A 12,987-nucleotide genomic window follows, 5' to 3' on the forward strand; every position below is an offset into this window, starting at 1 on the left:
CCGATGGCACTCGTCCGGGCGTTGGCCCGCTCGGCGGTGACCGATTTGACCATCGTCACCTACGGTGGACCCGATCTCGGATTGCTGTGCGCCGCAGGCAAAGTCCGACGCGTCTATTACGGCTTCGTCTCCCTGGACTCCGCCCCGTTCTACGATCCGTGGTTCGCCCACGCCCGCACCACCGGCGCCATCGAGGCACGCGAGATGGACGAGGGCATGGTCAAGTGCGGTCTGCAGGCCGCCGCGGCCCGGTTGCCGTTCCTGCCGATCCGGGCCGGACTCGGTTCCGACGTGCCGGCATTCTGGGAGGGTGAGCTCAAGACCGTCGAGTCCCCGTATCCCGACCCCGACGGCCGCACGCAGACGCTCATCGCGATGCCCGCCCTGCGACTCGACGCCGCCTTCGTCCACCTCGATCTCGCCGATGCCCGCGGCAACGCCGCCTACACCGGTGTCGACCCGTACATGGACGACCTGTTCTGTGCCGCCGCAACGCGCCGATATCTGGAGACCGATCAGCTCGTCGACACCGAGGTGCTCGTCAAGTCCGTTCCGGTGCAACGGCTTCTGCTCAACAGGATGAATGTGGACCGGGTGGTGCATACGCCGAACGGGGCGCACTTTTCTTTCGCGGGGGACTACGGTCGCGACGAGGCGTTCCAGCGGTTCTACGTCGAGCAGGCCAAGGACGCCGACACCTGGGCCGCGTTCCGCACGCGCTTCCTCGACGTCGACGAACCCACCTATCAACGCGAGGTCGCCGCGTGGCGTGCCGAACAGGAGGACCGCAAGTGACCATAGTGACCACCGGGGTCACCCGGGCCGAGTACTGCGTCGTCTCCTGCGCCGAGATCTTCCGTGGCGCAGGCGAGATCATGGCGTCGCCGATGGCGCCGATCCCGCTACTCGGGGCCCGTTTGGCGCGGCTGAGCTTCGCGCCCGATCTGCTCATCACCGATGGGGAGGCGTTGATCCTCGCCGACACACCGGGCATCGGCAAAACGGGCGCCATCGAGGGGTGGATGCCGTTCTCCAAGGTGTTCGACGTCGTGGCCTCGGGCCGGCGCCATGTGGTGATGGGCGCCAACCAGATCGATCGTTTCGGTAACCAGAACCTGTCGGCGTTCGGCCCGTTGCAACACCCGACCCGACAGATGTTCGGCGCCCGTGGCGCTCCCGGCAACACCATCAACCATCCGACGAGCTACTGGGTCCCACGGCATTCGGCACGCGTGTTCGTCGACGCCGTCGACATCGTTTGCGGACTCGGCTTCGACAAGGTCGACCCCGACAACCCCGCCTTCGACGACGTCGACATCGCGCGCGTCGTCACCAATCTCGGTGTCTTCGACTTCGGCGGGCCCGACCACACGATGCGGGCACTGTCACTGCATCCCGGGGTGAGTGCCGAGGAGGTCGCGGAGAACACCTCCTTCGAGATCGACGGACTCGCCGAGGCCCCGACAACGCGGGAACCCTCCGACGAGGAACTCGGCCTGATCCGGGATGTGCTCGATCCCAAGGGTGTTCGCGCCAAAGAGGTGCGGTGAGATGACCGGCGATGAAAGGACCGGCTCTGACACAACGGGTGCTGGGCGCGCCGCGCCCCTGCCGACGAGCTTCACCGACCTCGTCGGCGTCGAGTACCCGATCGTGCAAACCGGGATGGGCTGGGTGTCGGGGCCGTCGCTGACGTCGGCGACGGCCAACGCGGGCGGTCTGGGAATCCTCGCGTCGGCAACGATGACCTACGACGAACTCGAGGCGGCCATCGCCAAGACGAAAGCGTTGACCGACAAGCCCTTCGGGGTCAACATCCGCGCCGACGCCACCGACGCACCGCAGCGGATCGACCTGCTGATCCGCGAGGGCGTCAAGGTCGCCTCGTTCGCGCTGGCGCCCAAGAAGGAGCTGATCGCCAAGCTCAAAGAGCATGGTGTGGTGGTGATCCCGTCGATCGGCGCGGCCAAGCACGCGGTGAAGGTGGCCTCCTGGGGCGCCGACGCGGTGATCGTGCAGGGTGGCGAGGGCGGCGGACACACCGGACCGGTGGCCACCACGTTGCTGCTGCCGTCGGTACTCGATGCCCTCGCGGACAACGGATCCGACATGCCGGTGGTGGCGGCCGGCGGATTCTTCGACGGCCGCGGACTGGCCGCCGCCCTGGCGTATGGCGCGCAGGGGGTGGCGATGGGGACGCGGTTCCTGCTGACCTCGGATTCGGCGGTGCCCGACGCCGTCAAGCAGGAGTATCTGGCCCGGGGCCTCGGCGACACGGTGGTGTCGGTGAAGGTCGACGGGATGCCGCATCGGGTCCTGCGCACCCCGCTCGTCGAGGCGCTGGAGAGCGGTAGCTCCGTCAAAGCCCTTGTCGCCGCAGCCCGTAACGCCAACGAGTTCAAGCAGCTGACCGGAATGCGCTGGACGACGATGCTGCGCGACGGCCGCGCCATGCGACGCTCCGGGGAACGCACCTGGCAGCAGATCATCATGGCAGGCAACACCCCGATGTTGTTGCGCGCAGGACTCGTCGAGGGCGACACCCGCGCGGGCGTCCTCGCCTCGGGTCAGGTCGTCGGAATGATCGACGATCTGCCCAGCTGCGACGAGTTGATCCAGTCGATCATGACGCAGGCCCACGAGCGGCTGCACGCACTCGCCGCGCCGGTCAGCGCAGTGTGAGGAGTGTTCGCGTAACGAGATCGGCGACGACGCCGCGACGCGAGGAGTGCGGCTCATCGCGGTCGAGACCTTGGGTGTGGCTGTAGACCACTCCCTCCAGGACGGTCACCAACCGTCGGGCCGCCACGTGCGGCTGCGCGGACCCCAGCGACTGCATCAGCCCCGCGGCAGCGTCCTCGGAGAAGAAGCAGCGGCGCAGGCGCCCACGGACGTCATCCCCGATTCCGGCGTCGAGCAACAGCGCCTGACGCGCGGTCACCTCGGCCACGCGGTCGGTGACGAGTTCGGTGACGTAGTCGCTGATCACCTCGACCGGATTGGTCTGTCCGGCGGACAGTTCGAGCGTGCCGCGGAACCGCTCACGGGAGATGGTGATCAGCCGGTCGGCGGCGGCCAGCAAGAGCGCTTCGCGAGTGCGGAAGTAATACGAGGTCGATCCCTTCGGTAAGTCGAGCCGACGATCGATCGCCTGATGCGTGAGCGCGTGTGTTCCCCCGGACGACGCGAGTTCCAGCGCGGCATCGGCGATTCGTGGGCGACGGTCGGGACGGGGCACACATCACATGATAGCCAGACTCTACGATGATAGAGTTAAGGAATGTTCGGTGGTCGAAAGCAGTCCGCGCCGCTGGTGGGTGACGACGTTGTCGTCGAGGCCGCGACCCGGGCCGGCTTTCGACTCGATCCAACCCAACTCGTTGCTGCACAGCATCTCTCGGGCCGTGATCATCTCTATCTCTCCGGGCCGGTAGGTCGAGGGAAGACGTGGCTTGTCGACACCTACCTCGGCGCACTGCCCCCGAAGTGGGTACGGCGGCTGCATTGGCACGAGTTCGGGCGTGATCTCGATGCGTTGATCAAAGACCGCGGCGTCGAGGGAGCGCTGGCGACGATCACGTCGGATGTCCGGGTCCTGTGTTTCGATGAATTGACCGTCGACGACCGCGCCGACGGGATCTACGTCGACGCGGTGATCCGGCGAGCGATCGAGCGCGACATCCGCCTGATCATCACGTCCAATCATCGACCTTCTGATCTGATGCCCCACCCGCTGTTGCACGCCACCTTCCTGCCGACCATCGACTTCATCGAAACACACTGTATGGCGATAGAACTCGATGGCGGTACGGACTACCGCACGATTCGCCGTCCGAACGCGCGCCGCGACCACGGATTCGCCGGCGGTCTGTGGATCACCGTGAACGGCGCACCAACACAACGGGTCTCGCAGTCCACGTCGGTCAACGGACGAACCATCTCCGTGTGGGACTCGACTCGCGACCATCTCGGGGTGACGTTCGGGGAGATCTGTGGCCGCCCGCTCGGTGCCGCCGACTATCTTCGCCTTGCTCACCGATACCGTTCGTGGACCGTCAGCGGCGTGCCCGGTCTGGCCACAACCGACCGCCAGAGTGCCCGTCGCTTCGTCCACCTCGTCGACATCCTCTATGACCAGGAGGCGGAACTGAACATCGAGTGTGCGCTCGACAGAACAGAATTCGCCCATTGCGCCGCTCTGGATCCCATGTCGCGGGCCCGCGTGACGAGCAGACTGTCAACGCTCGGCGAGTCTGCCGCCGTGTGACTCCCATTCCGCGTACAACTCGTCGAGCAACGCGACGATCTCCTCCACGGTGTCCCAGGTGTCGGGTACGCGGTAGTCGTTGTCGTACCGGGCCATCAACTCCGTGCGGGGTAACGCCCGGAGATACGCGTCGTAGCACTGCTCGGCGAAGAGATTTCCGCGCGGAGTGAGGTTGCTGACGTTGATCTGCGAGACGAAGTGTGTCGCCACGAACCCGGAGGGACAATCGGTTTCAGCGGTGGCGTCGGCGATCGCGTCGGCATGGTCGTCGGCGGGCACCAACCCGCGTCTGCACGCCCAGCCCATGAAGGCCGCGATGTGGATGGCGGCCGCGGACTCATCGAGGCCGAGGTCGATCACCGAATCCGTGTGCCACTCGGCATCGTCATAGGTCACGACGGTCAGCGTAGGGTGCGGAGCCCGACCCGCCCAGCCATGTCGACCGGACGACGGACCGAGCCGAGAAAATCCCGCAGACCCGCGGAATAACTGCGGACCACGGTCCGGTTACATCCGGTATGAGTTCTCACGTCGCCATTTTCGGAGGCACCGGGTACGCCGGTGGTCACATCGCCGCAGAGGCCGTTCGCCGCGGCCATCAGGTCACCTCGTACAGCCGCTCCGGCGCACCCGCAGACCCCGTCGACGGCGTGACCTACGACGTCGGATCGCTCGCCGACGCCGACTTGGTGAATCGTGTCGCCGAGACCGCCGACGTCGTGGTGATCGCGGTACACGGTGCCGATGTGGATGGGAAGGCTCTCGTCGATCTGATTCCTTCGGTGACCGCGGCGGCGCTCGCGCACAACACACGCGTCGGTGTGGTCGGAGGAGCGGGTAGTTCGTTGGTGGCCGAGGGCGGTCCACGGCTGGTCGACACCCCCGACTTCAACGACGAATGGAAGCCCGAGGCGCTGGCCCACGCGGATGTACTCGACGCACTACGCGCAGGCCCCGAAGAGCTCGACTGGTTCTATGTCTCCCCGGCCGCCCTGTTCGGGTCCTGGGCACCCGGTGAGACCACCGGCACCTATCGCACCGACGACGATCTCCTGGTGACCAAGGACGACGGCAGCTCGGAGATCTCGGGTACTGACTACGCACTCGCCTTCGTCGACGAGATCGAGAAGCGCGCGCACGTCCGCAAGCGATTCACCACCGGGCACTGACGGCCTCTCCGGCGGCACGGGTCCGGCGATACGGGCGGCCGGTTGCACCGAGTGCCGAACCGCCGAGGGCCCGAAACGCCCAGGCGCGGTGCCGGTGTAGCATCCGAACCGATTTGCCGCATCGGCGGCAACTCGGTCGACGCCAGAGGGGGCTCGCGTGTCCGGACATCTCACCGACAAGGTCATCATCATCACCGGTGCCGCAAGCGGCTTCGGCGCGCTCATCGCCGAGAAGTGTGCGGCCGGCGGCGCGCGCGTCGTGGGGGTGGACGTCAACGAGGCCGGCCTCGGAGCCGTCGTCGACGGCATCCGCACCACCGGCGGGCAGGCATTGGCGATAGGCGCGGACGTGACCGATCTCGCCCAGATGCGGGATGTGGCAACACAAACCGTCGCCGAGTTCGGGGCGATCGACGTCATCGTCAACAACGCCGGCGTGATGCCACTGGCGTTCTTCGCCGACCACAAGCGGGCAGCCGACCGTTGGCATCGGGCCATCGACATCAACATCAAGGGCGTGCTCAACGGCATCTCGGCGGTCTACGACCAGATGATCGAGCAGGGCCGCGGCCACGTGGTGAACATCTCGTCGATCTACGGCAACGCAGGCGTCGCCGGATCCGGGGTGTACAGCGCGACCAAGGCAGCGGTCAACGCGCTGTCGGATTCGCTGCGCATCGAGACCAAGGGCAGGATCAAGGTCACCACGGTGCGCCCCACCGGCGTCGCCGGCACCAACCTGGCCAGCTGGATCGTCAACGGCGCAGCCATCTTCGGGATGGTCGGGCAACGCGCGGCACAGTACGCCGAGCACACCAAGCAGATGGTCGCGGGCACGCTGCCCGACGAACTCACCGACCCCGACTCCGCCGAGTACTGGCTGATCACACCCGACGAACTCGCCGACGCCGTCGTCCATGTGATCGACCAACCCTGGGGCATCAGCCTTTCCGACATCACCGTGCGCGCGAGTGGCGAGGACTACCTGTACTGACGGCCCTGCTACCCCGCGATCGCGTTGTGCTCGACTCGCAGATCCTTCTTGAGGATCTTGCCGCTCGGATTCTTCGGCAGGGCATCGGCGAACACGATGTATTTCGGCCGCTTGTATCCGGCGAGGATCGGCTCGAGGTGGGCCGCGACGGCCTCCTCGGTGAGGGTCGCGCCGTCCTTGGGGACGACGACAGCGGTGACCGCCTCGATCCACTTCGGATGTGGCACACCGAAGACCGCGACCTCGGCCACCCCGTCGAGCAGATAGATCGCCTCCTCGACCTCACGTGAGGCGACGTTCTCCCCTCCGGTCTTGATCATGTCCTTCTTGCGGTCGACCACCGAGAGGTAGCCGTCGGCGTCGATGATGCCGAGGTCGCCGGAGTGGAACCATCCGTTGCGGAATGCCGCTGCAGTCTTCTCCTGGTCCTGGTAATAGCCCAGCGCCGCATGGGGACTGCGGTGTACGATCTCGCCGACCTCCCCCACCGGTACCGGATTGTCGTCGTCGTCGACGACCTTGGTCTCGACGTTCAACGATGCCCGTCCGGCCGACCCGGCGCGGTCGATCTGCTCATGCGGCTGCAGAATGGTTGCCAGCGGCGACATCTCGGTCTGGCCGTAGAAGTTCCACAACAACACCTCGGGCAATCGGCGCGACAACTCGCGCAGGATCTCCACCGGCATCGGTGAGGCGCCGTAGTACCCCTTGCGCAACGACGACAGGTCGCGCGTGTCGAAGTCGGGGTGACGCAGCAGCGAGATCCATACCGTCGGCGGGCAGAACAGTTTGGTGACACGCGCGGACTCGATGGTCGCCAGGATCGTCGCCGGATCGGGCGCGGGCAAAATGATACTGGTCGCCCCGAGGTAGATGTCGGTGGAGAAGAAGCAGTCGAGTTGCGCGCAGTGATACATCGGCAGCGAGTGGATCTCGACGTCGTCACCCGACATGCCACCGTCGATGATGCACGAAACATACTGCGTGATCAGCGATTTACTGGAGAGCAGCACCCCCTTGGGGCGGGACTCGGTGCCGGAGGTGTACATCATCCGCACCGGCTCGTCGTCGCCGACGACGACGCCCGGAGCAGTCGCGTCGCCGGTGGTCATCCACGCCGTCGCGTCCTCCCAGGCGGGTGCCGGCGCGGCACCGGACAGGGCGATCCAACCGCGGATGTCGACCGCGGCGGCGGCGAGGTCGATCGCCGCGATGACCGTCGGCCCGAGAGCGTCCTCGACGACGACGCCGCGTGCCCCGCTGTGGGTCAGGATGAACGCGATCTCCTCGGCGCCGAGCCCGAAGTTGATGGGCACCAGGATCACCCCGAGGCGGGCGGTCGCGAAGTTGAGAACGCCGAACTGCCAGCAGTTGTGACTGATCAGCGCCAACCGGTCTCCGCGCTGTAGACCTTGCGCGGCCAGGGTGTTGGCGCACCGGTTCACCGCGGCATCGAACTCGGCGAACGTCAGTTCCGTATGCCCGTCGATGATCGCGATCCTGTCGGGGCTGCGCTGGGCACTGCGATGCAGCAACGCGCCGATCGAGTGTTCGCGCGCCGTCCGGATCGCCGCCTCGGTCGATTCGCTGAATTCCGGTCCCATCACTGCCTCCGTTACCCGCGAGGTGTTGTCGACCTCACAAATTACTAGGTCGTCCAACCATGGGGAACCGATCGCCTTCCATCCGCTCCATCGTTGGCACACATTGATCGATTCGTTTCTTTGAGGCAGAATCCTGTCGGTGACCCCCAGCCTCGCCGGCCTGCGCCGGATCGCCATCGAACTCCGCGCCACGGGCAGGCTCGCCCGCGCCGGCATCCTGCCCGGTCCGACCGAGCTACCTGCCACGCTGCGGGCCGCTCGCGCCGGGGGTGGGGCGACGCTGACCGAGGTGCTCGCCGCCCGGTTCGGCGATTCGGTCGCCGTCGTCGACCGCGGGGTTCCGCTCACCTACCGCGACCTCGCCATCGCCACCCGCCGGTGGATCACGGTGTTGCGTGAGCTCGACACCACCGGCGACCGCCCGACCGTCGGCATCATGTGCCGCAACAGTGCGCAGCTGGTGATCGCCCTGCTCGGAGCTCTCGCCGGCGGTGTTCGGGTGGTCTTTCTCAACACCGACATGGGCTCCGCGCAGCTGACGACCGTATGCGAGCGCGAGCACATCGATCTGTTGCTCCACGATGACGAATTCACCGGCCGGCTCTCCCAACTCACGGGAGTACGCACCATCCGCACCGAAGACCTCGAATCGGTGCTCGCCGCCGCCGACGACTCCATTCCCCCACGCGCGCATGGCAATCCCGAGCTGGTCATCCTCACCTCCGGGACCTCCGGTGTACCCCGCGGCGCAGCCCGCAGCAGTTCTCCGTTGACCATGCTCTCGACGCTGGCCGGCCTGCTGGAGAAGATCCCGCTGCGTCGATCCGACGTGATCTACCTGGCGCCGCCGGCATTTCACGGATGGGGCCTGATCGCCACCCTCACCGGCCTCCTCGCCGGGGCCACCCTCGTCTTCGACGGGCGGTTCTCCGCCGAGCGTGCCGTGGCAACGATGCTCACCGAGAACTGCACCGCCTTCGTCGCGGTACCGACCATGCTGAAGCGGATCATGGATCTCGACGACGCGGTGCTGCAACCACTTTCCGGTCGTCTGCGCATCATCGGGTCGGGCGGCGCGCGACTCGACCCCGATCTCGTCACCGCCGTCACCGAACGGTTCGGCCCGGTGTTGCACAACCTCTACGGCGCCACCGAGGTCTCCTACATCACCATCGCCACCCCCGCCGACCTCGCGCACGACCCGTCCTGCGCCGGGTCCGCTCCGCTCGGTGTCCGGGTGGCGATCCTCATCGACGGCACGCCCGTCGGCCCCGGACGGGTCGGCGACATCTACGTCCGCACCGGAGCACAGATGCGTTCGTATACCGACGGAAGCTCCACACACAGCGTCGACGGCATGGTTGCCACCGGCGATACGGGTTACCTCGACGGCGTCGGCCGCTTGTACGTCCGCGGTCGATCGGACTCGATGATCGTCTCCGGCGGTGAGAACGTCTACCCCGAAGAAGTCGAACTCGCACTGCACCGCCACCCCGGTGTCGCCGACGCCTCGGTCTTCACCGTGGACGACGCCGACTTCGGTCAACGACTCTCGGCGGTGGTCGCCCGCCGCGCGGGCCACGACGTCGACGACGCAACGCTCAAAGAACACATCGGTCAGGAACTGTCGCGCTCACGTGTCCCGCGCGACATCGTCTTCGTCGACGAGATCGCCCGCACCGCAACCGGAAAGGTCACCCGCGCCTGGCTCGACGAGGTGACCGCCGGCACCTCACACGTCGGCTGAGACCGTCATCGTCCACCCCGCCGCGGCGTTGCGTCGCGCCCAGAACTCGGCATAGGTGCCACCGCGCGCCAACAGTTCGTCGTGGCGTCCGATGTCGTCGACGCGACCGTCGGCGGTGAGCACCACGATCTGATCGGCGGCGAGTACGGTCGAGATCTTGTGCGCGATCACCAGAACCGTACTTTGCGTGGCGAGTTCACGGATCGACGCCGCCACGTGCGCCTCGTTTTCCGGGTCGAGTGCGCTGGTGGCCTCGTCGAACAGCACGATCGGTGCGCCCTTGACCAACGCCCGGGCGACCGACACACGCTGGCGCTCGCCACCGGAGAGCGCCGAGCCACCCTCACCGACGCGGGTATCCCAGCCGCCGGGAAGACGGACCACCACCGAATCAACCCCGGCAGTCGTTGCGGCCGCTCGGATCTCGTCGTCGGTGGCGTCGGGCCGGCCGATACGTATGTTCTCCCACAGGGTGTCGTCGAAGAGGTAGACATCCTGGAAGACCAACGCCAGCTGCGCCATCAGGGTTGCGGTGTCCTGCTCTCGGACATCGACGCCACCGACCCGCACCGTTCCCGCGTCGACGTCGTAGAACCGTGCGATCAGCCGGGTGATCGTGGTCTTACCCGATCCGGACGGGCCGACCAGCGCCGTCATCGATCCGGCGGGAACCCGGAAATCGATGCCGTGCAGGGTCTTCGGCGAACGATCGTGATCAGTACCGCCGTAACCGAAATCGACGCCGGACAATTCGACCGACCCCCGCGTCGTGGGGACGACCGGGCTCGGCGGCGCCGGCATCGGCGGCGTGTCGAGGATGTCGGTGATGCGCCGAATCTCGGCGGTCGACATCCGCATCGCCGATCCCAGTTCGGCCAGTTCGGAAATGGGGTCGGTGAAGCGCGCGGCCAACCCGAACACCGCCATCAGCAACGCGGTCTCGACGTGACCGGTGACCGCGAGAGCGGCGCCGACGATCAGGATGGTCGTGAACACCGCCTGTACGGCAACACCATTGAGCAACAACCCGGTGACCGACCGGCCCATCATCTTCCGGCCCACCCGATGCTGACGGTCCAGCGCCTCCTCGAGGGGCTGATAGGCCGAGCCCGCCGCCCCGAACGCACGCAGGGTCGGCTGAAACCTTGCGAGTTCGAGAACCCGATTGTTGACCTCGACCGCGGTGCCGTGATTCTGCGCCTCGGCGTCGGCGATCATCGCACTCGCACGCAGGCCGGCCAGCCACAGGACCACCGCGCCAAGGGCGGCGGTCACCCCGATACGCCAGTCGAAGAAGAACAATCCGACCACGACGGTCGCCGACCCGACGAGATTGGTGACCACCGGCGTCATCAGGTGCGCACCCGCACTGCCGACGAACATCGTTCCCTTGACCGCAATCTGCGAGACCGATCCGGTCTTGTCGCGGGTGAACCATCCCAGCGGCAACGTCACCAGATGATCACCGAGCCGGTGATGCAGGGAACGCATGGTGTGCACCGCCATCCGCATCGCCGTCAGCGACTGCAGATAGAAGGTGACACAACAGATCAGCACGACCGGCACCAACACCAACAGCCAGCGGCCGGCACCGGCGAGGTCACCGTCGAAGAGGTCGCGGGCGATGGGTACCAGCAGCAACATCGCGGCGCCCTGGGCGAGTCCGTAGACGATCGCCCACGCGAGGAACACATACATGCGCCCGGCCTCGTCACCGAGAATGCGCAGATAACCACGGATCATCGGAGAACTCCTGTCGGTACTGTCGCGGCAGTGCCTGCCGGATCTGCTGCAGGGTCGCTGCGCCAGGCCCGCCACATGGTGGCGTACGTGCCGCCGGCGGCGACGAGATCGTCGTGACGACCCCGCTCGACGATCCGGCCCTCATCGAGGACGACGATGGTGTCGGCGTGGGTGATCGAGCCGAGCCGGTGCGCGATGACGAGTACAGTCCGGCCGGCGATCAACGACGAGATCGCCTGCTGGATATCGGCTTCGGACTCGGGGTCGGCGAACGCGGTGGCCTCGTCGAGGATCAGTATCGGGGTGTCGCACAACAGCGCCCGCGCGATCGCCACACGCTGCGCCTCACCGCCGGAGAAGTGGGCGTCGGTGCCGACCCGGGTGTCGTATCCGTTGGGCAAGGCGGTGATCCGGTCGTGAATCCGTGCCGCGCGAGCCGCCGACTCCACTTCGGCGCGGGTGGCGTCGGGACGTCCGAGCGCGATGTTGTCGGCGACGCTCATGTCGAGCAGCGCGAAGTCCTGCAGCACGAAGCCGACATGTCGATACAAGACCTGCGGGTCGATGTCACGAACGTCGACCCCGCCGATGTGTACGGCCCCGGCGTCGGGGTCGACGAACCGCGGGATCAGGGTCGCCAGAGTCGATTTGCCGCTGCCCGACGGACCGACCAGCGCGGTCAGGGTGCCGGGCTCGAGCGTCACGCTCACGCCCTGCAGAGCAGGCGTACCGGAGGCTGGTCCCTCGGTCGGATAGGAGTAGTGCACATCGTCGATCTCGATCCGATTACCCTCGGGCACAGCAGGTTCGGTGGCGATCGGCAATTCGGGCAACGTCAGCAACCCGACGATGCGACCGGCCGCGGCCGCCGCGCCCTGCCGGCTGTGCATGGCCATCATCGCCGCCATCAGTGTCGACGGCAGCACCATCGCGATCAGGGTGGCACCGAGGACATCGATCGCCCCGACCCAGCCCGCATCCACGAACCAGTACCCGCCCGCGAGATTGACCAGCAGGATCAGCGGTGCGGAGAGCATCATCGCCGCGAGCGCCTCGATACGCAGCATCGGGCCCACATATCCCGCGAAGTCGTCGTTGAACTCGTCGGCGGCGCGCAAGAACGCCCTGTGCGCCCGTCCGGTCTGTCCGAAGGTCTTGACGACGGCGACGCCGGTGACGAATTCGACGATGGTCGAACTGATGCGGGCCAGTGCGGCGTTCATCGTGGCCTGCTGTGTGGTCATGTCGCGCACCATCCAGGCGTACGCGATCGCATACAGCGGCAGGGTCGCGACGGCCAGCAGGCCCAGACGCCAGTCGAGCACAAAGCAGTAGATGAGCGCGAACAACGGGGTGGCCACTGCCGCAGTGGTTTCCACGTCCGCGTGGGCCACGAGGTAGTGGAGTTCACCGACGTCGTTCTGCACGGACTGACGCACTCGACCCGAGCTCGTTGTCCCGAA

At 66.7% G+C, this 12,987-nt stretch carries 12 protein-coding genes; 7 read left to right on the forward strand and 5 right to left on the reverse strand.

All coding sequences use genetic code 11. The features are described from left to right. The 3 genes from B1964_RS18740 to B1964_RS18750 all read left to right on the forward strand — a co-directional run. A partial coding sequence (locus B1964_RS18740) for a CoA-transferase (RefSeq protein ID WP_079930825.1) occupies positions 1 to 795 on the forward strand: 795 nt, incomplete at its 5' end. Continuing rightward, a complete protein-coding gene (locus B1964_RS18745; protein ID WP_079930826.1) occupies positions 792 to 1,550 on the forward strand; it encodes a CoA-transferase subunit beta in 759 nt (252 codons plus the stop codon). The genes B1964_RS18740 and B1964_RS18745, both read left to right, overlap by 4 nt. A 1-nt stretch (position 1,551) precedes the next feature. Beyond that, complete coding sequence (locus B1964_RS18750; RefSeq protein ID WP_079930827.1) at positions 1,552 to 2,682, forward strand: nitronate monooxygenase; 1,131 nt, start codon at positions 1,552 to 1,554, stop codon at positions 2,680 to 2,682. Here the strand turns inward: B1964_RS18750 and B1964_RS18755 are convergent. After that, the gene (locus B1964_RS18755) at positions 2,669 to 3,238 is read right to left on the reverse strand and encodes a TetR family transcriptional regulator (protein WP_079930828.1); all 570 of its coding nucleotides are present in this window, start codon (positions 3,236 to 3,238) and stop codon (positions 2,669 to 2,671) included. The two genes, B1964_RS18750 and B1964_RS18755, sit on opposite strands and share 14 nt — an antisense overlap. Positions 3,239 to 3,280: 42 nt before the next feature. Between B1964_RS18755 and zapE the strand changes: the two genes are divergently transcribed. Beyond that, positions 3,281 to 4,267 carry a cell division protein ZapE gene (zapE, locus tag B1964_RS18760; protein ID WP_079930829.1) on the forward strand — a complete coding sequence of 329 codons (987 nt, stop codon included), beginning with the start codon at positions 3,281 to 3,283 and terminating at the stop codon, positions 4,265 to 4,267. Here zapE and B1964_RS18765 read toward each other — a convergent pair. After that, positions 4,238 to 4,663 carry a hypothetical protein gene (locus B1964_RS18765; protein WP_079930830.1) on the reverse strand — a complete coding sequence of 142 codons (426 nt, stop codon included), beginning with the start codon at positions 4,661 to 4,663 and terminating at the stop codon, positions 4,238 to 4,240. The two genes, zapE and B1964_RS18765, sit on opposite strands and share 30 nt — an antisense overlap. Positions 4,664 to 4,785: 122 nt before the next feature. Here B1964_RS18765 and B1964_RS18770 point away from each other — a divergent pair, with 122 nt between their 5' ends. Together B1964_RS18770 and B1964_RS18775 are read left to right on the forward strand one after the other, a co-directional pair. After that, a complete protein-coding gene (locus tag B1964_RS18770; RefSeq protein WP_079930831.1) occupies positions 4,786 to 5,436 on the forward strand; it encodes an NAD(P)H-binding protein in 651 nt (216 codons plus the stop codon). Between the two features lie 157 nt (positions 5,437 to 5,593). Continuing rightward, positions 5,594 to 6,430 carry an SDR family oxidoreductase gene (locus tag B1964_RS18775; protein WP_079930832.1) on the forward strand — a complete coding sequence of 279 codons (837 nt, stop codon included), beginning with the start codon at positions 5,594 to 5,596 and terminating at the stop codon, positions 6,428 to 6,430. Positions 6,431 to 6,438: 8 nt separating this feature from the next. Here the strand turns inward: B1964_RS18775 and B1964_RS18780 are convergent, their stop codons facing one another. Then, positions 6,439 to 8,034, reverse strand: coding sequence for an acyl-CoA synthetase (locus B1964_RS18780; protein ID WP_079930833.1), 1,596 nt, complete (start codon positions 8,032 to 8,034; stop codon positions 6,439 to 6,441). 139 nt (positions 8,035 to 8,173) lie between these two features. Between B1964_RS18780 and B1964_RS18785 the strand changes: the two genes are divergently transcribed. Then, entirely contained in the window at positions 8,174 to 9,781 is a 1,608-nt protein-coding gene (locus B1964_RS18785; RefSeq protein WP_079930834.1) for an AMP-binding protein, read from the forward strand. Here the strand turns inward: B1964_RS18785 and B1964_RS18790 are convergent. Together B1964_RS18790 and B1964_RS18795 are read right to left on the reverse strand one after the other, a co-directional pair. Then, positions 9,767 to 11,524, reverse strand: coding sequence for an ABC transporter ATP-binding protein (locus tag B1964_RS18790; RefSeq protein WP_079930835.1), 1,758 nt, complete (start codon positions 11,522 to 11,524; stop codon positions 9,767 to 9,769). The genes B1964_RS18785 and B1964_RS18790 overlap by 15 nt on opposite strands. Further along, positions 11,521 to 12,987: ABC transporter ATP-binding protein (locus B1964_RS18795; RefSeq protein WP_079930836.1), on the reverse strand; the 1,467-nt coding region annotated here is incomplete at its 5' end. The genes B1964_RS18790 and B1964_RS18795, both read right to left, overlap by 4 nt.

This window comes from Gordonia sp. i37 (assembly GCF_002043085.1).
GTDB lineage: Bacteria > Actinomycetota > Actinomycetes > Mycobacteriales > Mycobacteriaceae > Gordonia > Gordonia polyisoprenivorans.